This is a genomic window from Cronobacter condimenti 1330, assembly GCF_001277255.1.
GTDB lineage: Bacteria > Pseudomonadota > Gammaproteobacteria > Enterobacterales > Enterobacteriaceae > Cronobacter > Cronobacter condimenti.
In genome coordinates this window covers 13,588-37,828 of the sequence record NZ_CP012265.1, presented here as the reverse complement: position 1 = coordinate 37,828, position 24,241 = coordinate 13,588, and the positions used below count along the sequence as shown (strand labels likewise).

Genomic DNA, 24,241 nt, shown 5'->3' with positions numbered 1-24,241 from the left:
CCGGCATAATGCATTTCACTTTTAGACGACGATTTACCATAGCTGACAGGCAACGATGCCTGTAAACCGCCCCCCGTAATATCAGCGAAGGCAGCCGCCGCTTCCCCGGCCGCCATTTTTGCTTTCGTAATATTACTGCCGCCCATTTTTGTGATGTCGCGAACATTACGAATGGCGTTAATGACCGGATTGGAAAACGAAATACCAAAACCGCTGCTTTTGCTCTCCTGTTTAACAGAGCCAGTAATGATGTCTTTCCCGGCAACGATTTCAATGTCATTTGCTTTAACATCAATGTGGCCTGTTTTACGGGTCGTATCGGCTGTTTCTCGTCCGGCAACCATATTGGTCGCGACCAGTTTCGCCTTATCTCCCGCTTCGATAATGACATTACCTGCGGTAGTACCTATGACACTGCGAGAATCACTTTGCGTTAATTTTGCCCCTTTACGGGTTTCTTTCGCAGACTGAGAGCCAATAGTGATCCCCATACCGCCACCGAAAACGCCGCTCTTTGTCGTTTTCTTCATGCTGTAGTCGCTGGCTTTTTCAGTCGCAGCTTCAACAGTAACGTCACCATTAGCTTTTAGCGCTACATCACCGCTGGCCGTCACTGCCGACCCCCTCACAAGGAGATCGTTACCTGCTTTCAACGCTACGTTATCTCCACTAAGTAACGTAGCGGCTTCATCAGTCGAGCTATGCTCTTCAACGGTGCGCGTGGTCTTTTTGCTCAGGAAACCTTTTTTGGTGGTTATTTTCTCTTTAAAGCTGTAATTGCTTTCAGTCGCCGTCAGCAAATTAATATCGTTCTGCGCGGCAATACCAATGTCTTTTTTCGCCAGTACCTGGGTCGCTTCAGTATTTACGTCACGCCCGGCGACAATGACCGTGTTACCGCCGCTCGCCAGCTCCGTGCCCTGCTGACGTACGGACTCGTTAATGGTGGTTTTCTTCTTCGAGCGATAGCTATTGCCTGCGGTGGTAGCCTCGGCCTCCAGGTTGACATCGCGGCCAGCCTGAATACCGAGATTATCTTCCGCCGCCAGAGCCGCCGCACGGGCGTTGATGTCCCGACCCGCGCTCAGCGTCAGGTTATCGCCAGCGGAAACAGAGGTGCGATCGAGCCCGGTACTGTGCGTTTCGCTTTTCCCGTTGCGGCTGTTTTTGCTGGTGTGCAGCGCGTCGAGAATGAGATCTCCACCTGCGGCGAGTGCTGCGCTGCCGCCTGCCTTGGTATCGCTGGCCGCCACGCTCAGGTTGTCACCGGCTTTAATGCCGAGATTGCCGCCTGCGCTGATGGTGCTGCCCTGGTAGGTTACCGAAGAACGGCTGGTGTTAGTTTTATTCCAGAAGCCAGACTGCCCGTAAGCGTCGTTAACCTGGTTGGCGTTCACAGCAATGTCGCCCCAGGCGTTCATCAGCAGATCGCCGCCAGAGGTCAGGTTCGCGCCGGTGAGCGTGATGTTATTACCGGCCTGTAAGGCCAGACTGTCTTGCGCGCTGATGGTGGTCGTGCTGCCGAGCGTGGTGTCTTTCAGCATGACGCTGCCGTACTTACCGCGCGCGTCGATGCTGGTTTGCTCTGCCAGCGTGATGTTGTTAATGCTGCCGTCGGTGCTCTCCAGCGCCACGGTTTTCCCGCTGATGGCCGAGCTGATGTTATTGATGTCGCCAATGGCGCTCAGGCTCAGGCCGCCGCCGGCTTTCATCAGGCCGTCATTGAGGTTGCTGATGCTGTTCTGGCTGTCGAGTTTTAAATCTTGTCTGGCCAGCAGCGTACTGCCGCTGTTGGTGATGTCGCCGCCTTTCAGGCTGACGTTAGTGCCTGCGATCACGCTGCCGTTGTTAACCGTCACGTCTTTCGGCGAGAGATAGAGTTTCGGGATCATCACCGTCTCGCCATTCACCGTGGCGGTTTCCCACCAGAGAATGCTTTTATCGAGCGAGGCGATTTGATCGCGCGTCAGTGCCACGCCAAACTGCAGGCCGAGGGATTTTTTACTGCGCGGCGGCGCTGTCCATCAGGTACTGCATCTGCTGGAGATCGGAGCCGACGCCATTGAGATAGCGGTTGCCGGTCTGGTTCAGCAGCGTATTGCTGACGTAACGGGTGTCGAACGCGGCGTCGCCGAGGAAGCGGTAGTCATAGTCCGGGTTGAGGTTGAGCCGCCCGAGCATATAAGACGAGCCGAGGAACTGTTTTTCATTAGTGAAGCTCGCGCGCGTTTCACGCGGCGCGGCGCCAGGCTGGACGCCCAGCAGTTTATTGAGATCGCCGAACAGCGCCGGATCGAGCTCGCCCAGGCCGTCCAGTTTCGGGTTGACGTTGATCAGGTACGGGCTTTTCGGGTTATCGGAGACCACAAAAAAGCCGTTATTGCCCGAAGGCAACGGATACGCGCTGGTATCAACGGGTTTGCTCTGGTAGCTCGCCAGCGCGCCGCCTGCGATATTGCCCGCGCTCGCCGCCGTGACGCCCGCATTCGCCAGGCCACCCACGCTGCCGAGGTTCGCCTTGCCCGCTTTGCTGGTGGAAATATTCGCAAGCGAAGTGCCGCCCGCGCCGTTTTCCAGCGCGCCGCCGCCGTTAATCTGTTGCAGCGCACCCTGGAGCTGATCTTTCCACTCCGGCGAGTTGACGGCGACTGCCGCACCGCCTGCCAGCGCCTGTTTTTGCACGCTACCGCCAATACTTTGATGGCTCAGAGTATTCAGGGACGGCGCGGTAATGGTGTTGCTGGTTCTCCCTGCGTTCGCAGTGGTGCTGGTGTTACTGATATTATCGGCAAAATTCGCGGTGACGTTACCACCGGCTTGAATAACGGCGCGGTAGAGTTCGCCGTTTTCCGTTTCTGTTGTTTTACCGACGAGCTTAAAGGTTATATCTTTATTAACCTGTGTAAAGTTATCGCTTTGGACAGAAAGACCGCTGTCCGGGATTTTATTTACAACGACATTCGTATTTCCTGCAAGATTATGCTCATAAATAAGATATTCAGAGGTTTTACCTGACTGCCAGCTTTTATTGTTAAGCTCGCCACCCTTTAACTTAATATCCTTCGAAGCCAAAATATTACTTGCCAGGTTTTCAATACTATTACCCGATATATCAACATCCCTTCCAGACAGGATTCTTGATGCTCCGCCCTTACTTTCGACATCAACAATTGATTCTTTGATTGAGAATTTTTTTGTCCTGTATTCGACGAAAGGAACATATGTATAATTAGTGATTTTCTTTGTATAACAACCTCCGTTAGAGCCTCCACATATCCCTACCTCTTTTTCTGTATCGAAGGTTATATATCCATATGTATTAGCAGGCAGTGTTTTATAATAAAGTGATAAAATTGAATCCCCAACGCCATCAACTGAAGAGCCTGTATTTGTTGATTCTTTTACACTCAGCCCATCCCTCTGATTCAATAAATGCCCGGTCTTTATCGTAATATCGCCGTTCTGCGTCTCAATATTACCGGAGGTATTTACCACTTCCGCATTCGCATTGCCCGCCGCGTCTTTCTGCATCCACAGGCTATTGCCCGCGAGAATATCACCGCGCTGGTTGGTGATGCTGTTGGCATAAAGCGCGAGATTATTGACCGCGTAAAGCAGCGCGGTATTGATGATGCTGCCCGGCGCGGTGAGCGTCAGGCTCCCACGGGTGCCGGTAAAGCCGTCCACGGTGATGTTTCCGCGGCTCGCAATAGCGACATCGCCGCCGCCCTGTAACGAGCCTGCGCTGTTCAGCGCCACGCTGCTGCCGCTGAGCGTGCTCGCGCCGCTGCCGGTCGTGATTTGTCCGTTATTGGTAAGCGCGCCGCCCGCGCTGACGTTCACCGCCTGGCCCTGCAGCACGCCGCGGTTGTCGATAGCGCCATTGCTGGTGACGGTGAGGGTTTTCCCTGCCGCCAGCGCGTTGGTATTGGTAAACGCGTTAGTGAGCGTAAGGGTCAGGTTGCCGAGCGCCACCAGCTGGCCCGCCGCGTCGAGGCCCGCGCTGCCAATCAACACATCGCCGCCGGAGAAGAGCTTGCCCGCCGCCTGCTGGTTCACCTGATTTGCATTGACCGTCAGTTGGTTATTCCCGAGCAGCGTGCCATTGTTGTTAAGCGTTGCGTAGTTGACCGTCAGCGCCCCGCCCTGCGTGGTGCCCTGGTTCATGAAAGTATTGCCGGTGAGAGTCCCCTGATCCGCAAGCCAGGTGCCGCTGTTGGTGGCATTCGCGGCGCTCAGGATGAGCGTCGTTGCCTGCAGCCAGCCCGCGCCGGTGAACTGTGGCGTGGTGAGCGTCAGCTGGCCGCCGGAAAGCAGTTTGCCGTCGTTACGCGCGGAGGTGGTGACGTCCACACGCGTAGTGCCGCCGCCCTGTATCAGCCCGTCGTTCACCAGCACCGGCGTGGTCACGGCGAGAGCCTGGCGGCTGATAACCTGCCCGCCCGCGTTATTGGTGAACGCGCCGCGCGCAATGAGCGTCGCGCCGTTATCGCCCTGCAACCGGCCGCTGTTGGTGAGCCCGCCGGTGGTGATGCCAAGCGTGTCGCCCTGCATTGCGCCCTGGTTGTTTACCGCGCCTGCGTTCAGCGTCAGCGCGCCGCCGGTTAACAGTTTGCCGTTGCTGGTCTGGGTGACGTCATTACCGATGGTCGCCGTCAGGCCGTTGACGCCGGTGATAGCGCCTTCATTGCGCAGGCTGTCGCCGGTGAGCGTCAGGCTTTTCGCCGTCCATTCGCCCTGGTTGGTCATGGCGAGGGCGTCCAGCGCCGCCGCGCCGAGCGCCGTGATTTTACTGCCCGACAGGCTGTTAAGATCGCCGGAAAGCGTGATGTTCAGACCGTCGGCGCTCTGGATAGCGCCGCTGTGATCGAGGCGCTGCGCGTTCAGCAGAATCTGTTGCCCCTGCCAGCGTCCGGCGTTGGTCACCGCGCCGGAATCGACACGCAGCGTGCCGCCGGTGAGCAGCGCGCCGTTCGCACCGTTGACAAGCTCACGCGCCGGTGCGGCCATCAGCATCCGCGCCATCCGCGGCTGTGGCCGGGCGGTGAGCGTCAGACCCTGCGCGCCGGTCATGCTGCCCTGGTTGTTGATCTGGTTCTGGTACGCGGTCAGGGTGTCGCCCTGCAGCGCGCCACGGTTGGTCAGACGCTGCCCGTCGAGCGTCAGCGCCCCCTGGCTCAGCAGGTCGCCATTGTTGGCAAACTCGCCCGCCGTTACAGTCGCCGCGCCCTGGCTTAACAGCGAGCCGTTGTTGGTCAGCGTACCTTGCGTCTGCGCGCCCAGCCCGCCGAGACTGATTAACGTGCCGCCGTGCATCCAGGTGTCGGCATCTACCGTGACCTGCTGGCCCTGCAGCGTGCCGCCGGTGGTGAGCGTACCGGCATCGAGCGTCAGCGCTCCGCCGCTGAGCGTGCGGGCGTTCGCGCCGGTGGTGATGGTATCGCCCGTGGCGTTCAGCGCCGTGGTGCCCTGCCACAGCCCGTTATTGGTGAGCGTATCGGCCCGCAGCGTGAGGTTATCCGCTGCCAGACGACCGCTACCGGTGAGGCTGCCCGCCGTGAGCGTCGCGTCGCCACGGCTGACTATCTGCCCGTCATTGGTGAGCGCGCTCTGAACGGTGCCCGTAAGCCCCTGAATGCCGTTCATCACGCCGCGGTTATCGAGGCTGTTGCCAGTAAGCATGAGCGTGTCGCCCTGCATCTGTCCGGCGTTGATGAGGTCAGCGCCGCGAAGCGTCAGCGCGCCGCCTGAAAGCCAGGTGCCGCTGGCGTCGTTCGTGAGCGTCTGCGCCGTGGCACCGGCGCTGTGCGCGCCCTGAATCAGCCCGCCGTTGCGAATAGACGCCGCGCCAAGCGTGACGTCTTCGCCCGCCAGCGAGCCGCTGTTGGTAAGCGTGCCCGCCGTCAACTGCGCGCGCCCGTCGGCAATCAGCCGTCCGCTGTTGTCCAGCGCGCCGTTGAGGGTGAGATCCAGCGCCCCGGCGTTGATCTCACCGCCGTTGTTCAGGCTATTGCCGGTCACGATCAGCCCGTCACTTACCGACAGCAGGCCCTGGTTCTCAAGACGGTCGAAGTCAAGCGTAAGGCCGCCGCCGGTGGCAATCTGGCCACCCGTGCCGTTATACAGATTGCGCGTGGTGAAGGTGAGGCTGTCGTTGCCCGCCAGCGTGCCGCGGTTGGTGACGTCCGGTGCCTGAATATCGAGCGCGCGGGCCGCCAGCGCGCCGTCATTGACAAGCGTCGCGGCGCTTACGCGGGCCTGGTTCTGGCTCAGCAGTTTGCCCTGGTTATCCAGCTGCTGGCCGAGGGTCGCGGTCAGGCTGTCGGTCGCCTGCAGCGTGCCGCCGTTACGCAGGGTATCGCCGGTCACCGTGACGGCGCGCGCCTGCATCTGGCCCTGGTTGGCGAGCGTCGTACCGTTGAGCGCAAGCGTATTGCCGCCGGTAAGCTGGCCGTCTGCGGCGTTAGTGAACGATGCACCGTCCCAGGTCAGCGCGTCGCTGCCCTGAACCAGACCGCTGTTTTGCAGGTCGCCATGCAGCGCCAGCACTTTCGCCATCAGCGCGCCGCCGTTGTCGGCGTGACCCGCGTTTACCGTCATCGCCTGCTGGCTTAATACGTGGCCCTGGTTAGTCAGCGTACCGGCGATGTTTGCCGTCACCCCGTTTTGCCCGAGCGCGTTACCGTCGTTGCGCCAGTCGCGCGCGGTGAGTGCGAGCGCGTCGCCCTGCAACAGCCCGGCGTTGTTGAGCGTGTCGCTCACGAGCGTCAGCACGCCGCCCGTGAGCACCACCCCGCCCTGCTGGTTGTTAAACTGCGCGCCCTTCGCACTTAAGCCTGTGGTTGCCTGCAGCGTACCGCGGTTGGTGATGTTATCGCTGTTAAAGTCGAGTGTGGCACCCGCCAGCGTGCCGCTGTTGGTAAGCGCAGGCGCCGTGAGGCGCAGCGCGTCGGTCGCTATCATGTTGCCGTTGTTGTCAGCGCCTTTTGCAAGCGTGAGCAGCAGCGCCGTGGCGCTGAGTTCGCCGCCGTTAGTGAGCGAGTCGCCCTGTAAATCGAGCGTGCCGCCGGTGCGCAGCGCGCCCTGGTTGTCGGTCTCGCGGGCGGTGACGTTTAGCGCATGTTCGCCCTGCGCTAATCCACTGTTTTGCAGATTATCCGCTGTGAGCGTGAGACGGTCAGCTGCCAGCGTACCCGTGTTAGTAAGCGTTGCCGCATCAAGCGCCATCGCGTTATCCGCCAGCAGCCGGCCACGGTTATCAAGCGCGTCGAGATGCCCCTGCACATTCACGCCGTTGATTTCGCCGCTGTTGATAAGCGACGTACCCTGCAGCGTCAGGTCACCGTCGGTGGTGATAAGCCCCTGGTTGGTCAACGCCGGAATATCCAGACTGAGGCTGGCCACACTGTAGAGTGTGCCGTCGTTGAGATTGTCGAAGCGGTCGGTAGAAAGGTTGAGCGCGCGATCGCCCTGCAACAGCCCACTGTTGGTTATCTGTTTACTGCGCAGCGTCAGCGCGTCGCCCAGCATTGTGCCGCTGTTGGTAAGACTTTCGTCTGCGGTAACGTGGGTGACGGCGGCGTCCGATTTGCCGCCATGGCTGATGCGCAGCCCGGCGACACTGAGCGTGCCTTTCGCCGCCTGGGTGCCGTTGAGTGTGGCATCACGTGCGGTGATGATGAGATCACCGCCGCTTTGCAGCTGTGCGCCTGCCCCGGTCGTGACGGCGTCACCGTCAAGCGTCAGATGGCCTGCCGCGAGTGTCTGACCGTTAAGACTGGCATTTTCCGTGGCGCTCAGGTGTATATCGCCCTGGCTGCTGGTAAGCGCTCCCTTACCTGACGTGGTGCGCTGCGTGCGGGCCGTGACGCCATTCGTACCGGAAAGCGTGCCGTTCTGCTCCAGCGTGGCAGTATTAACACCAAGCGTACCATCGACGAGGATTTTCCCGCTGGCACCGTTACGCAGGCTCTCGCTGGTGGTTAACACAGCTTCGCCGCGCGCGCCCAGCGTGCCGTCTTGTTCGAGGGTTCTGCTAGTCAGTGACAGGCCCGCGCCGCTTTGTACGGTGCCACTGTTACTGATGGCCTCGCCTTCAAGACTGACGCCATTCCCCTGTAGCGTGCCGCGGTTCGTCAGGCGGGTGATTTTCGTATCAAGACGCCCCTGCGCCGCAAGCTGCCCACCCTGGGTGAAGCTGTCGCCGGTGACTTTCGCGTTGCCGCCTGCGCTTATCTGCGCCTGACTTGTCAGCGCACCGCCGCCGAGCGAGACGTCTTTTTTCGCATCCAGACGGCTCGCGCTGTCGAGCGTGACGGTGCTGCCCGTCAGCGTCTGGCCCTGACCGCTGGTGAGCGTGCTGGCGGCTGAGGAGAGCGTGCCATCGGCGGCAAGGGTTATTGCGCCGTCGCTCGCAAGCGATGCATCACGGAGCGCCACATCGCCGCGGCTGCTGACCGCGAGCGCGCCGCCAGTTTTATGCTCGCCGCTGAGCGTGACGTTGTCGCCTTTCGCCGTCAGCGTACCGCTCGCAAGGCTGTTTTTAACGGCAAGCCTGCCGCTGGCGTCGAGTGTGATGTCGCCCTGGCGGGCGTTCAGATTGCCCAGGTTGACCCCGACGCCTTTGTCACCGGAGACGAGCCGGATACGGTTAGCGTACATGCCGCCGAGCGCGCCGGTATCGACCGCCACCACAGGCACCGCCCCTTCACCGGCGATGGCCGTACGGCTGCCGTTTGCGCCGACACGGTTCGCACCGACCGTGACATTCAGATCGCGCGCGTGGATTGCCGCATTCACTTCTGTCGCGCGGGAGATAATCGACAGCGCGTCGCTCTGGCTGGCGTCAAGCCCTTTACCTTCAACGGTGATAGTGCCACGAGTGACGTCCAGCGACGCCATATTGCCCGCGGCGTCGAAGGTTGGTTTACCGGTGGTAAGCGTCACGTTCGGTGTATTGATAAAACCGCAGCCGTTACAGGTGATGCCATACGGGTTCGCCACCATCACATTCGCAGCTTTACCCGCCACTTCGGTATAGCCGTTGAGCTGGGAGCGGCTGCCGCCCGTCACTTCGTTGATAATGCCGCGCGCTTCCTGGCCCGCTTTGAGGTTCGGGTTGTTCTGGATAAGCCCGCCAAGCTGCGTCTGGTTAAGCTGACCGGTGGCGTTGTTGAGGATCACACCCTCTTTGCCGACGTTATAATCTTTAAACTGGTTATGGGATATTCCCGCCGCGTTGGGTTTCGCAATATTCACAACCGGCACGCCGTTCGCCGCTTTATCCATGCTGGTGGGGCCTGTTGGCGTCATGGCTGCCGCAAAGGCAGGCGCTACCGGCTGCCAGACCAGCAGGGAGATGATGAGGTAGCTCAACAGACGAGCGGAAAAACGCACGGGCGGTTGACGGGTATCCATGACCTGAAGCCTCTTAAAGCGTGAATGCGATGCGATAGTTAACGGTGAAATGGTCCGGCCCCAGCCAGTCCGGGTACTGTAACGGCGTGCCGACGGTCAGCTGGCTTGAAAACCAGCGCCCCGCACTGCCAAGCCCGGCGGCGGCGCCCCACAGCGTGCCGCTGGCATAACGGTCGAGCTTGTCCTTCGCGAGCCAGCCGCCATCGAGCGCAGCGGTGGCGCTGACCTGGCCCAGCACCGGCAGCGTCACGAGCGTGTAGTTGAGCTCATTACGCCAGTAGCCGCCGTTGTCGCCGGAGAGGTACTGTTCTTTAAAGCCGCGTACGGAACTTTCACCGCCGAGCGTCAGGCGTTCAGCACCGTAGAGACGATCGGGCGACCACTGGCCGTAGGCGCTCGACAGCCACCAGAGATCCTGACCGAACGGACGCTGCCAGCTGAGGCTGAGACTCCATTTACGAAACTGCGCTTTGGGAGCATCGCCGGTTTTGCCTTCATCGGTTTCGCTGTCAAACCACGGCATGCCGCGGCTGAATGCCGGGTTGAAGGTCGCGACGCCGCCGCCGGTTTTCTGGGTATGATTGACGCCGAGCGTCAGACTGGAGAGTTTGCGGCTGCTGCTGGCGAGCAGAGCATCATTAAGCCAGTTGCGGCTTTCACGCCGGGTCACGCCCGCTGTGAGCGCGGTTTTGATATCTCCGTTGCGGAACACGACGCGGGACAGATTGAGGCGGTGCGTTTCGCTGTCGCCGGTGGAGATCCAGGTGAAGCCCTGATTGATAATCGTTGAGCGGTAGTCGCTCCAGCTGTAGCTGTAATCGAGCAGGCTGTAGCCCCACGGAATGCTGACGCCCGCCTGCAGACTGCGGGCGTTATAGGCGGTGGCGAAATCGCTGCTGCGCCCACCGCTGACGAACCACTGGTCCGCAAGGCCAAGCACATTACTGGCCGTGAGTGAGCCATTGAGTTGTCCGGTGCCGGTGCTCTTCTGGCCGCTGTTATCAAAGCTGACCGTGGCGCGCAGCGGGAACTCCGGCGTGGCGGTCAGGTTAACGACTGACCAGCCGGGCGTGCTGTCCGGCAGAATGTCTATCTGCACCGGCGTGGCGCGCAGGCGGTTGATCTGCTCCATGCCCTGCTCGATATCGCGCAGGTTAAGAATTTTGCCTTCGAGTCCCGGAAACGCCATTGCCAGCATACGGGGCGTTTCGCCTTCGAGGCGGATCTGACGCAGCCGCCCTTCGAGTACCACGATCCGTAATTCGCCCCGGGAGAGATCCTGCTCGGTCAGAAACGCTCGGCTGGTGATATAACCACGGCTGAGATACCAGTCCGATACGCTGTTAACGAGCTGCGTAATGCGCGGCATATCCAGGCACTAATTAAGCCACGGGCGAGATAATATTGCCTGCGCGCGAGCATTTAGCATCGTCGCACCGGAATAAGTAATGGTGTGGATAGTAAAACACGGTCCGGATGACGGTGCGGGTAAAACCGGCGCTTCAGCGTGCGGTAAGGGCGTGCTGCGCTGTAATTCGTCGCGCTGCTGCTGGTCCTGTAAAAGTCGTTGTTCCTGCTGCTGGCGAATCGCATCACGATCGGCTGGCGAAAGCGGTGCGGCAAAAGCGGAAGGAAACATTAGCGCCAGTAATAGTCCGTAATATACGCGAGCAGTCATCCGTTTGACCTGTAAAATTAAGGAGATAGCGAAATAAAAGGACGTTATTTCACGAATCGTTTTAAGGTTTTTCCTATAGTAATAGTTAATTACATTTCTTCACAAAGATATATTCTTTCAGGGAAACCCGGAAATTTGAATAAAGGAAAAATAAGCTCAAGCCCTGAGAGAAACCGGAATCAGCAGGCGGAATAAAATAAGGTTGATTGGTGTTAACAACATGAATAATCCTGAAATGAACGTTTAATGCGGCCGCTGATAGCTCAGGAGAAGGATCGTATAGCGAGGCGCTGCTGAAGTGCGTTGCAATGAAGAGCGACGAAGAAGATGAAAAGTCAGTCAGATGACCTGCGCAGAGAAAACGAAAAGGTTTTTAACGGCTCGCCAGACGATTTCTCGCTTAACTCACTGTATTCCATAGACTCACCGTCGGGATTTCACGATGAAATCGCCAGAGTTGTTATACCGGGTGGAGAATATATCTGGCGCGGAAGCGGTATCCACTGTAGTGAGCCGGATAAGTGCCTATAACCACTATAGAGAGCAATAACCACTGTGGAGAGCAGTATCCACTGCAGCGAGGAGTCACCTCTAACCGGCCGGTGCTTCACTCGCTACAGTGGATGATTCAGATCTGGCCTTTGCGGATTTTCTCCAGCAGCGCCAGTTCTTCTTTGGTCAACATCACCATCTCACCCTGCTCTTCAGGAGCAACGGTATTTTCAACGGGCAAATCTTCTCCGGAGGGCAGCGCACCAGGAAGACTCTGCGGACGAAGCTTTGGCCTTCTGTAGTGGATATGAAAATAGACCACGCGGCCGCGTTTGATTTCGGTGTAATCGAGATACCCAATCTCTTTGAGCTGCTCCATCGCCTTACGCACCGTGGAGTTCTGCGTAATTGTGCGTGACGTCAGATTCAGACGGGCCCGCAGACGGGCAAGCGAGACCGGTGCCGGGTTAGGCGGCAGGCTTTCTATAAAGGTATAGAGCGCCTGCGCCGATTCCTTACGCGACAGCTCATTAATGGCGCGCAACTGCAACAGCACTTTCTTGTCGAACTGGTAGAGCTCAAAGATTTTAGGATCGGCCTGTAGCGTCACCTCATCCTTTTTGGCGCTGTATTTAGCTGACTGCACGAGGTGCGTGACGTAGTACTCACCTTCTTTATTACTGAAGGAGATGGTATTGGTGGCGATGCGTGTCAGCGAGGCATCAAGGCGTTTACGCAGTTTGGCGGAAGAGCGGGCTGATGGGATGCCGCAGAGTTTTACAAACTCCACAAAAGGGAGCGTCACGCTGTCGCCAAGAACGTTATATTTGGCGAAGGCGTGAATAATACCGACCCACGTCTTAAAGTCGTTATCCATATCCAGACGCGCGCCGGTGATTTTGATATTTTCATATCCTTCGGATTTCACCAGCGACAGTTGCTTCAGTTCTTCCGTCACATCCATCGAAGACATCTGCCCTTTACGCCCACGGGCCGTGGATTTAAGCGTCGGTACAAACAGACCAAGGCGCATCAGCGCAACCGGCTGCACCGTGTTATTACGGTTAGGGACCAGCGTGACAACCTCGCCGGTTTTGCGATCCAGCTCACTGAAAGCGTCATTAATATTAATGCTCTCTTCATCAGCCACTTGCGGGGGCCTCCTGTCCTGTATACCGGTGCTAACTCACCATAGTGGTTATTATCTTCGCCAGTGAGAGTATCACTCACCATAGTGGATATGTCACATGGTAATATACGGTGATTGCTCACCACAGTGGATGTTTACTCGCTACAGTGGTTATTTACTCGCTTCAGTGGTTATTGTCCGAAAAAAAGCATGCGGATCCGCCTGTTTGCTCATTACAGTGGATATTCTCAGGCAGTATGTATGCCTCAGGTTCTGATTGCCTATCCATCTATCAGACCTGTGAATGCATTACCTGCTGTGAATAAGCCCGTGAGTGCGCCTGAACAATTTACGCAAACCAACATGGTATCCATTTAAAAACAGTGAGTTATGGGCCAAAGAGGGGCCTGAACAAAAATGGCTGGCCACTCGCTATAGTGGATAGTGACCACTCTCTTCAGCCGATGTCATACTCGCTACAGTGGATAACGGGCTCGCTTCAGTGGATGATCTACTCACCATAGTGGTTAAAATGTGCTGTAACGGATTGATCTGCATGAGGAATCCGGGAAAGGGATCTTTAAGGATCTCATAGGGGATCTTCTTGGGATCGACTGCTTTGATCTGCCCTGTGGATAACACCCCAAACCGTAACACAACGCATCCCTCTCCTCATGTCGCCTTCGCTCTTTTGCGCTTCCTCAAACGGACAAAAGGCTGTCCGTTTTTGCGGTGAGCGCTGCGATCTTTCACTGTGATATCTGTAGTATCAGTAAGTTGCTTCAACGCACACTAACACAACTTTTATGTTTACCGACTGGCTTTTATGCTGTATTTTCGTTGAAATTAATAAATCCTGCATACAGTGAGTTTTATGATGGATAATGAGCAGCAGTTGACGAAAGTTGCCGAACGTTCAGAAAGAATGCTTCTCGGCCTGACCGAGCAGATCCAGCATCAGAAAGATGAACTTCAGGAAAATACCTTTTATCAGGTCTATGCCAAAGCCGCACTGGCCAAGCTTCCGCGTCTCACTCGCGCAAGTGTTGACTACGCTGTCAGTGAAATGGAAGCGAACGGCTACGTATTTGATAAACGCGCCGCAGGCTCTTCCACAAAATATGCGATGTCCGTTCAGAATATTATCGATCTCTATCATCACCGTGGCGTGCCCAAATACCGGGACCGGCATGATGAAGCGTTCACCATTTTTGTGGGTAATCTGAAAGGCGGTGTGTCAAAAACGGTCTCCACCGTTTCACTTGCACATTCGTTGCGTGTACACCCTCACCTGCTGTTCGAAGATCTGCGCATTCTGGTTATCGATCTTGATCCGCAGTCTTCTGCCACTATGTTCCTGAACCATACCCGCGCGGTGGGTACGGTAGACACCACCAGCGCGCAGGCGATGCTGCAGAACGTGTCGCGTGAAGAGCTACTGGAAGAGTTTATCGTGCCTTCTATTGTGCCGGGTGTGGATGTCATGCCCGCCTCCATTGAAGATGCATTTATCGCCTCCCGCTGGGAAGAACTCTGTGCTGAGCATCTGCCAGGAGCGAGCATTTACGCCGTGCTTCGCCAGAACATCATCGACAAGATTGCGGGCGATTACGATTTCATCTTTGTTGACAGCGGCCCACATCTGGACGCTTTTCTGATGAATGCCATCGCGGCCTCTGATGTGCTGTTTACGCCGGTGCCGCCCGCGCAGGTAGATTTTCATTCCACACTGAAATATCTCACGCGACTACCTGAGCTTATCGCCCTGATTGAAGCGTCAGGTTGTCGTGTCAGACTGCAAAAAAATATCGGCTTTATGTCGAAGCTGCTTAATAAAGCAGACCATAAGCTCTGTCACAGCCTCGCTAAAGAGATCTTCGGTGGCGACATGCTGGATGTCGCCCTGCCCCGTCTGGACGGCTTTGAGCGCTGTGGAGAGTCCTTTGACACCGTCATTTCTGCCAACCCTGCCACCTATATCGGCAGCAGCGAAGCGTTAAAGAACGCGCGCGCTGCCGCTGAAGACTTCGCCAAAGCGGTTTTTGATCGCATTGAATTCATTCGTATGAGCTGAGAACACCATGAGCACAAAAAGAGTCACCATTGGCCGTACACTCACCCATTCGCCTTTTAAGGAAAGCACGGACGCTGAAACCTTCACGTCGGTATTTGTTCTTAATTCCGGGCGCAAAGCCACGTTCCGTCTGGAGACCGTCGCGCCCGCCGATGTCGCAAATAAAACGTTTGTCCGTCAGGAAACAAACGGGCGCGATCAGTCAGCGCTGACGCCGGAATCCCTGCGTGATATCACCCGTACGCTGAAATTCCAGCAATTCTTCCCGGCCATTGGCGTCAAAGCGGGTGACAGGATTGAGATCCTGGACGGCTCCCGCCGCCGCGCTGCCGCACTTCTCTGCCACACCGGGCTGACCGTGCTGGTGACGGAAGCGGCGCTGAGTACTGATGAAGCGCGAAAGCTTGCCAAAGATATTCAGACCGCCAAAGAGCACAACATTCGTGAAATCGGCCTGCGTCTTATGGCACTGAAAGAGGCGGGATTGAATCAGAAAGAGATTGCCGAGCAGGAAGGGCTGTCGCAGGCGAAAGTAACACGCGCATTGCAGGCCGCCGCAGTATCTGCCGAACTACTTGCTTTCTTTCCGGTGCAATCCGAACTCACGTTCAGCGACTACAAGACGCTGAGCGCTGTCGAAGAGCTATTACTCAAAAATGAGATTGCGCTGCAAACGCTCATTAATACGATTTCTGGCGAAGTGGATATCGTGCTCAGTGAACCGGATCTGGCGGAAGATGAAGTGAAAAACCGCATCGTGCGTATCATCGCGCGTGAAGGGGAACTGCTCACGTCACCGGGCCCGAAAGATAAAGCGGTTATCTCCCCGCTCTGGCGTTTCTCAGATAAAGATCGTTTTGCACGCAAGCGCACCAAAGGCCGCCTGTTCAGCTACGAGTTCAACCGCCTGTCACGTGAAGTCCAGGATGAACTCGACAGCGCCATTGAAAGCGTTCTGAAGAAACATCTTTCCTGAGCGAGCTACGTGCTCGCCGAGGCGATTTCACCATTAACTCCCTGAAATAACGCTTTTTTAAGAAGGGATTTCACGGTGAAATCGCCAGTCTTATTCATTTTTACTGCTTCCCTGTGCTGTAATGTTTACTCACCACAGTGGATGTTTTCACGTGAGTGATGACAACGCATATTGAAATTTCACGGATTTCGCCATGCCGAAATTAAACTTAAGTAATTGATTTTTATTATTTATTTAAACGAGTTTCAGGGTGAAATCGCCAGAATTCAGCCATACCCATTAGATATCCCCTCCTGACGTATCACAGCTCATGTTCCGCAGGCCCATTACTGAACATGCATTGCCGGTACGCAGGTACGGCCGGCAGGGCGTTTAAAAGGTCGACGAGTTAAGCGTGTGATAAACATGCATCCACTGCGGCGAGCGAGAAACCGAAAGGTGGGGATCACAGATAAAAAAGAGCCGCACTCAGGCGGCTCTTTCGTGAGAGCGGGTATCAGAACTGCACAGAATAATTCACACCAAACGTACGACCGCGACCTTTGTAGGTATAAAGATCCGGCGAGCCATAAGTCGGGCTGTAGAGTCCTGGTGCACGCTGACCCCAGACGGTGGTGTAATCCTCATCCAGCAGGTTTTCCACACTGAAGCCAATTTTTCCGACCGGAAGCGCATAGCTTCCGATAAAGTCCATCGTGTTGTAACCATCGATTTTTTTACCGGCATCATCAGATACATCAAACGTCTGGGTGCTCTGCAGGCGCAGCGTCCAGTTATCCGGTGCCCAGTTGACCCATGCGCTGACCTTTGATGGGCTGGCGCTGTCAACCGTAAGCTTTTTCCAGTCGCCATCCACACGCGTTTCCGATTTGATGGCATTAAAGTTTGCGCCGGTGCTCCAGTCGCTGTCGCTGAAGAAGTAATCCACCTGGCCTTCAACACCATAGATACGACGTTTGTCATCGTCCAGGGTGATGGTCATATCGGTCTTGTTAATGTTGATCGTCTTATCAGAAACCGAATAGTACGCGGCAAGTTGCGTACGCAGATTATCGCCTGTGTAGCGCCAGCCCAGTTCATAGCTGTCGACTTTAATGCCATCCAGCCGCGAATCATTGACGTTAACGCTCTTGAGCAGGCGGTAATGCCCATTCTCCAGACGATAGGTGCCGGAACCGTAATATTTGGCGAGATCCGGCAGTTCAAAGCCCTGAGAAAAGTTAAACCAGAGCTGCTGGCGTTCACTGAGGTGACCAAGGATACCTGCGTTAAACAGCAGATTGTTATAATCCGTTTTACCGCCCGGCACCGCATCAGCGGAGGTGGCTTTGCCGGTAGCAATGCCTTGCTGCTGGGTGTAACCCACAAAGTCATCCACCTTATTTTCGGTGTACTGATAACGTACCCCGCCGCTTAAGGTGATCGCCTCAATGTCATAACTTGCCTGCAGGAACGGCGCCAGGTTGGTAATGCTGTAATCCGGATAGCGCCCTACGTTATAAGCATTGTCCAGCTTCATGCCGCCGCTGGCAGCCGCTTTGTTCAGATCAAAAAACTGCTGGTTGGCATTAAAGGTTTCATGCTCGGCATCAACGCCATACGTGAGTGATAGTGCATCGAGCGGTTTGCTGTTTACGGTCAGTTTGCCGCCCCAAAAATCCGTTTTCTGCTGCGAGGCGCCAATACTGGTCACCCGCGTTTTATCACCGTTAAGCGTCGGGAACGGATAGTAGGTGAGGCTTTCATCACGGTAATAAATTTGTGCGACCAGGTCCTGTCCCCATGCATCAGTATTGGAGTACTGAAGGTTAATCAGGTGACGTTCGGTGCCCGGCAGGCGATCGGAATCGAGATTGCCTTTGTTACGAGCAGTGCCGTTGCCTGTAACAGCCGAGAAATTCTCGCCCAGAAACAGGCCGTGCTTACCATCGGCCTGACTCTTGTAGTATTGCGTCGTGAGTTGCAACTGCTGGTGGTCATCAATATTCAGCGTGCCGGTGCCCATAACGTCCAGTCGATCCGAGTACTGCAGACCGGTCTGGGTATTATCAATAATGGCTTCATCGCCGTTACCGTCATACCAGCCGCCATAGCGCTGATACGCAACCGAGAGACGACCAGACGCATTATCGTTACCGCCGCTGACAGCGGCCGCCACATTTTCATCATGATCGTTATGACTGTTGAAGCCACTTTTGGCACCGGTCTGGAATTCTACCTGCGTTTCTGGCTGCCCTTTTTTGGTCACGATATTGATCAAGCCGCCAGTACTGCCGCCGCCGTAAAGCGACGTCGCGCCGGAAATCACTTCGATGCGCTCAATGTTAAACGGATCGATGGAGTCCAGCTGGCGGCTGTCGCTGCGTGAGGAGTTCATTCTCACACCGTCGACCATCACCATCATGGAGCGGCCGCGCATATTCATGCCGTAATTGGTACGGCCCTGGCTGCTGACGTCCATGCCAGGAATGAGCTGCGCCAGGACTTCTTTTAACTCTTTACCGCCCTGAACCTGCTGTTCAATCTCAGCCTGTTCGATAACCCATGTGGTCTGTGCCATATCCGCAGCACTGTGTCCGGTACGGCTGGCGGCAACCACCAGCGTCTCTTCTTTCTGCGGCGCCCCCCAGGCAGAGGAGGAAAGCATGGCAAGCAAACAAGGATTCAATACCCAAAGATAAGGACGCTTCATTGTTATGGTATTCCTGAGAGTGTGTTAGTAGTCAGTGCTTTTTACGGGTTGATAAACCTGACGCGGTTCCTTGTCTGACCGGGAACGCCAGTGGATCACGCCGGGTGTGGTGCCCAGGTCAAACGGCTCATCCGGGTGCGCGACATTAAGAATACGCGCCGCCCGCCAGGCCATCAGGCTGAGCTGAGGTTCCGCAATACCAAGGCTTCGCATCCCGGCATTGACGGCAAAAAGATGATTCGTGGCTGGGCCATTCCACTCCAGCGTGAAATCGGTATTGACCCTGAAGCCTTCGTGCTCGTCCAGCGTCAGGCGCTGCGCCAGCGGCGCGAGAAACGCTGGCTGGGCAGGGCGGTAGCCGGTGGCGAAAATCACCACATCGGTCTCCAGATTTTCTTCACCGTTATCGAGGTGATGACGTAACGTCAGACGCTGGCCCTGCGGCTGAGTGGCCACTCGAGTCACCGAGCGCGAGGGCAGTAGGTGTGCCCACGGTTTTTCACGCAGGACTTCAAAGCGGTGATACATCGCGCGGTAAATCGCGAGCAGCGATTCGGCCGTGACGCCGTCAGAGGTCATCTTCTGCTCGGCGAGTAGTGCACAGCGTGTTTGTTCATCAAGCTGCGCGAAGCTTTCCAGATATTCCGGCGTGAAATACTCGTTCGCGAACGCGGCTTCATCGAGTGCGTTGTAGTTGTTACGGCGCGAAACCCAGTTCAGCGCAGCAGGCTGGCCCCACTCCCCGCGGAAAATATTCAGGAACAGATCGGCCCCGCTCTGGCCACCGCCCACGACAGCGACGCGCTTGCCGGCAAGCGTCGGCGTGCGGAGCATCATTTCGCTGGCGTGGAAGCAAGTGTTGTTTTGCGCAGGCACGCAGTCGGGCAGGTTGACTTGCTTACCGATGCCCATGCAGACATGACGCGCCTGGAAGCGATCGCGCGGGGTCTCAATTTCAAACAGGCCGCTGGTCTCGTCGAATCGCACCTGCTGCACGTGCTGACTGAACGCCAGGTTGCTCAGGTTGTCCGCCGCCCAGCACAGGTAATCGGCGAACTCTTCGCGGGATACGGTGCGCTGCTCAGTCGTCAGGAAGCGGTAGAATTTTTTCCGCTGCACCAGATAATTCAGGAAGCTGTAGCGATTGGTCGGCTCCACGGCGCTGACCAGATCTTTCAGGAAACTGGTCTGCATATGGCAGTCTGGCACCATCATGCCCGGATGCCAGGAGAAGTGCGGTTTTCGTTCAAGGAACAGCGAGCTGAAGCCGTCAAGCCCTTCGGCGAGCGCGGCGATGCTGAGATTAAACGGGCCGATGCCAATGCCGATGAAATCATACGTTTTCATGATGCGGTCCCTCTGGTGACCAGATACAGCGGGTTATCAAGATCGGTGAGATAGTGGGGCAACATGCGGCTGCCGCCGTCATGCTCAGAGAACGTCAGTTTGACGGGGTTTAGCACCACGCGGATGATTTGCGGTTTAAACAAATCAAATTGCGCGAATCGCGCCGCCATCGCCGGATGCGCGGCCATATAGTTTTGCAGTACATCCGCCAGCAGCTGATAGAACCGGGTTTCACTGACGCCGCACTGTACCGTCAGGCGCGAGACGAAACGCAGCACCGTTACAAAATGCCCCGTCTGTAAATCATGAATAATGTAGTCGGCGCCAAGACGCGCGGTCACCGCTTTCACCGGCTCCGGCAGGCTCTCCATCTCCGGGAATGCCTCGTCTACGAGACGCATGTCGCCCTGGAAATCCTTCAGTAAAATGCGCTGCGGCACATGGTCTTTCATGACCAGCGTGACGTTCTGGCCATGGGCGATAAGCGCTACGCCGTAACGGCACAGCAGGTGATAGAACGGGATGACGACAGCGCTGAACATTTGCGTCAGCCAGGCCTCGGCGCTTAAGCCTGAGCGTGAGATCCAGGCATCAATGAGCGGGCGACCCGCGTTATCGGTTTCCATCAGTGCTGCCATCAGCACAGCCTGTTCACCTTGCTGCAACCAGCAGGACGGATTTTCACGCCAGATGACGCCAAACATCTCCTGGTAGCGGTAGGGCGCGGTTTTCAGCGCCGCGTAACCGGTGTGCGAGACATAACCCGCGGCTGGCTCGCCGAGGATCTGCGCGCCAGAGGCAATCAGGGTTTCATCGCGCGCAAACTGTTGCTGCAACCAGCGGGAGGCCAGCGGCCCGGCGGCGATGTATTTCCCCGGAATGCCGCGATAACAGGACGTGTTATAAATCGTCAGCGGCAGTTTGATATCAAACGGCGAGCGGCGGCTCACGTTGGTGAGCGTTCGCAGCGACTGCTGCGCAATATACGCATCGCCGAATTCGCCGAGATCGAGAATGTCGCCGCGTGCCAGCTGCGGCAGAAAATGCAGCGCTATCTTCTGCTGCCACTGCCACGGATGCAGCGGCACCGGAAGCCAGTTTTCATCAAGATGCAGCGCCTGCCAGTAGCGGGTGAAGCGCAGACGTTCCGTCTCGTCCATGGCGCTTGCCAGCAGATTGTTAATATCGCAATCCGCGTCACTGCTCCAGACCATCAGGTCGCGACGCACGGCGACCCAGTGCAGCTGAAAACGGCCACGATATTCCGGCGCGTAAGCTTTCAGCGCAGTGAGGCCCCAGCCGCGGCGGCCTTTATTGAAAATAAACTTCGGATGGCCGGACATCAGGCACTGCAACTCATCCGGGTCCATATCGATAAGTGCGTCGGCGCTTAAATCCTCACGCGCTTCCAGCAATTGCAGATCGCCGCGCAGCGTCGCATACAGATCTTCAAGATGTTCTGCCGTTTGCGCATCCGTCATCTTCAGCACCGCTGCCAGCTGACGCAGGGCGCTTTCCGCTTCCACCGCGCCGCCGTGCTGGTTTTCAAGCGTCGCCGGGTCGATATGCAGCCAGCCCCAGATGCCGCGCGTCGCACTGAATGTCCAGGTGTCGTCGCCAAGCACGAGAGTCCAGCGGCCTGCGCCGGTTTCGTTTGCCGCAAGCGTGCGTTCATACTCCAGTTCGGCGAGTATTTTCGCCACCATCTCGCGATTGACGCGCTCCCACCATTGCAGCGTCATAACCCCACCTCGCGGAAAAAGTGGTCGCGCTGGCTCATCACCAGACGCGAGCGTTTATGCGGGAAATCAAACTCCTTTACTGTCCCGAAGCCCGCTACCGGCAGATGACGGAACAGGCGCTGGTTGTCAAAGCGCGGTTCGGCGACGAGGCGCTGTGTCCGCGGTTCATCCAGCCACAGATAGTGGCTCAGGCCGCGCAGCCAGCTGCGGATATAAGGCGCGCCCCGCCACTGCTCTTCGCCCACCAGCATATGCAGGCCGCGGTCGAAGGGTTGCCAGCGGTAGTGACGGCCGATGCGGTCTTCCGCCGCCCAGTAGATTTCGAAATAGCCGAACGGCGCATCATCAAAGCAGCCAATAAGCGGGTAGCAGTACGAGGAATCGAGCTGTTTACGCAAATAGGCTTCCTGTTCCGCCTGCGGGCCAGCCATTTCCCAGAAGGCGTTGACGCGCGGCGCGTTCATCCAGCGGGTGAAGTGCTCCGCATCCTGCGCCACGTCTGCTACCCGGAAACTGAGCGTACGTTTGATTTGGGGATCATAGCGGCGATAAACCTCACCGTGAGGACGTGGCGCACGCACCGGAAACGCGAGCTGTCGCGTCTCGTCATACTGCATAACGCCGCGGGCAGGCGTACGCTCGCCGCGCAGCCACAGCGGCAGTTGCCAGAACGTGTCACGGGCAAGATAGTCGCACTGCACGCGTTCAAACAGCGCCTGCGCCTGCGGCTCATCGCGCCACTGCGCCCATGGCAGCGTAATGCCGGTCAGCGCCGGCGCGGCGATAAACAACTGATCGAGTGCGCTAACCAGCCAGCCTTGCGGCAAAGCACCCGGATAATTCAGCACGCCGCTGCCATCCAGGCCGAGCGCCAGCGGCAGGGTGAGGTTGAGCTGCGCGCAGCGAAAACCATACCCGTCATGAATAATGCTGGCTTCAGGCATCATGCGCGCTCCCTGTAAACGGATTATCGAAGTCGAAGTAAATGACCGCCGGATCGGCAATGGTGTTTTCGTTGTGGTCGTGCAGATAGCAGAAGAAGTTACCTTTGCAGTTCCAGTGGCGGCTCTCCAGCACGTAATCGAGACAGCGGGTATCACGCGCCGTGGCGCGCAGCCCGACGAGGGCTTCGCGCACGATGGCCATCAGGTTTTCTTCGCTGTCGAACCCGGCGGCGCCGAGCGCGGCGGTGACGGCAAGCGTTGAATTCACCAGCAGGTAATACGGGAAGTAGCGCAGGAGCTGGGCTTCGCTGAAGCGGTTTTCCGCCTGTGGCTCGCCGGCTTCTGCAAGCCACAGCAGCGCGCCGTCGGTAAACCCGCTGCCCTGGCAGTCACGGTAAATCAGGCCCACCGGCAGATCCTGCTGCATCTCCACCAGAATATTTTGCTGATGCGCAAGCAGCACCAGGCCGTAGTCGGCTTCGGCGCTAAAGAGCGGCAGCAGAACGCGATCGCAATACGCTTTCACCCAGCAGCGTGCGGCCTGCGGCGGCGGAAGCGCCAGGCGTTCGCCAAGACGACGTACCGCTGAGGCGAGCAGGCTGTCGCCGCCGTCCGGAGCGGCCTGCGTCAGGCTCACCAGCACGTTAGTCTGCGTCTGCGGCGTGGCGAACAACAGATTAACGCGCAGCGCCATCAGGCTCTCTTCCTGAATTTCTCCGGCCACGTCGCGCAGCCCTACCCAGCCATCTTCCTGCATCACGCGCATGGTCGGGTAACGTGCCTGCAGCGCCTGCCAGCGGCTGGTCTGTGCCATGCGTGCCAGACGCATACCGCGTTTAACTTCCTTGACCGACAGCGTGCGTACAGAGTTGGTGAGCCGCACGCTGAGGGAGAATTTGATCATGTCATTATTGGTTTCGCTGTAGAGCGAGCGTGATGAACTGGTCGGCAGCCATGGCGCGCCCGCCTCGCCCAGATCGATGAGCTCGCCCTTTTCCACCAGCGCCTGACACCACGGCTGCGCCAGCAGATAGGCTGCCTGCCACGGATGCATCGGCACCAGCCAGCGCGTGTCAGTAAAGTGCGAGAGCAACCCTGGCACACTCTGAGCCGCAAAACGCAGCAAACGCGTGCGCAAATTAAGCCCCAGACTTTCCCCAGCTACGTGCGATTTATCTACCGCAAACCAACGCAGCGGAAACCGGGGCGCGAAATCCGGCAGATAGCGGCGTGCTTCGGTTTCGTTAAAAGGCTCATGTGATTTCGGGGCCGGGTGAAACGCATGTCCGACCAGCAGCGCCTGTTCGGCCTGTGCAAAATTAAGCGGCTGCGCGCGCAGCGTATTCCAGTCATGGCGCAGTTCAATCGCCTGCCAGGTGTGACGATGGCTCTCCTGCACGCGGCGTGCAAAGCGCACCAGGACATCGTCGGCAAGCTCGCCTTTCACGGAGGGTTTGGTCAGAATGAGATCAACAAGTGTTGCAAAATCAATCGGTTCGCCGCGGTCTTCATCGTTCATGATCCGCAGCGCCGGGAACCTGTACTGATGGTGTTGCGTGGGAGAGAAATAACGCAGCGGAATGCGAATGGCCTGCGTGTCAGAAAGGGGGACGTGGATCTGCGCCGGTGCCTGCGGCGATGGGCCGGGAAGATGTTGCCAATCCCGGGTTTCACGCAGCAGAGCGTTGAGAAAACACTGAGCCGCAACGTCGGTAGCGGCGGGGCGGGGCAGGGAAACCATAACAAACAC

Annotated in this window: 8 protein-coding genes and 2 pseudogenes; 2 read left to right on the top strand and 8 right to left on the bottom strand. The window is 57.3% G+C overall.

Going from position 1 to position 24,241, the window contains the following annotated elements; translation table 11 throughout:
• Window positions 1-329: 329 nt before the first annotated feature.
• The 3 genes and pseudogenes from AFK62_RS20055 to AFK62_RS20045 form a co-directional block, all read right to left on the bottom strand.
• Window positions 330-9,417 (bottom strand): annotated as a pseudogene (locus AFK62_RS20055) (two-partner secretion domain-containing protein); the annotation flags it as partial.
• A 13-nt stretch (window positions 9,418-9,430) separates the two neighbouring features.
• Window positions 9,431-11,095, bottom strand: a pseudogene (locus AFK62_RS20050) (ShlB/FhaC/HecB family hemolysin secretion/activation protein).
• A 628-nt stretch (window positions 11,096-11,723) separates the two neighbouring features.
• The gene (locus AFK62_RS20045; protein WP_007669622.1) at window positions 11,724-12,737 is read right to left on the bottom strand and encodes a RepB family plasmid replication initiator protein; all 1,014 of its coding nucleotides are present in this window, start codon (window positions 12,735-12,737) and stop codon (window positions 11,724-11,726) included.
• An 856-nt stretch (window positions 12,738-13,593) separates the two neighbouring features.
• On the opposite strand from AFK62_RS20045, the gene AFK62_RS20040 reads away from it, so the two are divergent.
• Together AFK62_RS20040 and AFK62_RS20035 are read left to right on the top strand one after the other, a co-directional pair.
• A complete protein-coding gene (locus AFK62_RS20040) occupies window positions 13,594-14,790 on the top strand; it encodes an AAA family ATPase (RefSeq protein ID WP_369834722.1) in 1,197 nt (398 codons plus the stop codon).
• Between the two features lie 7 nt (window positions 14,791-14,797).
• The gene (locus AFK62_RS20035) at window positions 14,798-15,766 is read left to right on the top strand and encodes a ParB family protein (protein ID WP_007669617.1); all 969 of its coding nucleotides are present in this window, start codon (window positions 14,798-14,800) and stop codon (window positions 15,764-15,766) included.
• A gap of 496 nt (window positions 15,767-16,262) precedes the next feature.
• On the opposite strand, the gene AFK62_RS20030 is transcribed toward AFK62_RS20035, so the two are convergent.
• The 5 genes from AFK62_RS20030 to AFK62_RS20010 are packed head-to-tail and all read right to left on the bottom strand — an operon-like array spanning window position 16,263 to window position 24,232.
• Window positions 16,263-18,458, bottom strand: coding sequence for a TonB-dependent siderophore receptor (locus AFK62_RS20030; protein ID WP_007669615.1), 2,196 nt, complete (start codon window positions 18,456-18,458; stop codon window positions 16,263-16,265).
• 24 nt (window positions 18,459-18,482) lie between these two features.
• The gene (locus AFK62_RS20025; RefSeq protein WP_007669613.1) at window positions 18,483-19,805 is read right to left on the bottom strand and encodes a lysine N(6)-hydroxylase/L-ornithine N(5)-oxygenase family protein; all 1,323 of its coding nucleotides are present in this window, start codon (window positions 19,803-19,805) and stop codon (window positions 18,483-18,485) included.
• Complete coding sequence (iucC, locus tag AFK62_RS20020) at window positions 19,802-21,547, bottom strand: IucA/IucC family protein (protein WP_007669611.1); 1,746 nt, start codon at window positions 21,545-21,547, stop codon at window positions 19,802-19,804. Before iucC ends, AFK62_RS20025 begins: the two co-directional genes overlap by 4 nt.
• The gene (locus AFK62_RS20015; RefSeq protein ID WP_007669608.1) at window positions 21,544-22,491 is read right to left on the bottom strand and encodes a GNAT family N-acetyltransferase; all 948 of its coding nucleotides are present in this window, start codon (window positions 22,489-22,491) and stop codon (window positions 21,544-21,546) included. Before AFK62_RS20015 ends, iucC begins: the two co-directional genes overlap by 4 nt.
• On the bottom strand, window positions 22,484-24,232 hold the full coding sequence (locus tag AFK62_RS20010; RefSeq protein WP_007669604.1) for an IucA/IucC family protein: 1,749 nt from the start codon (window positions 24,230-24,232) through the stop codon (window positions 22,484-22,486). The genes AFK62_RS20015 and AFK62_RS20010 overlap by 8 nt, the downstream gene beginning before the upstream one ends.
• Window positions 24,233-24,241: the final 9 nt, after the last annotated feature.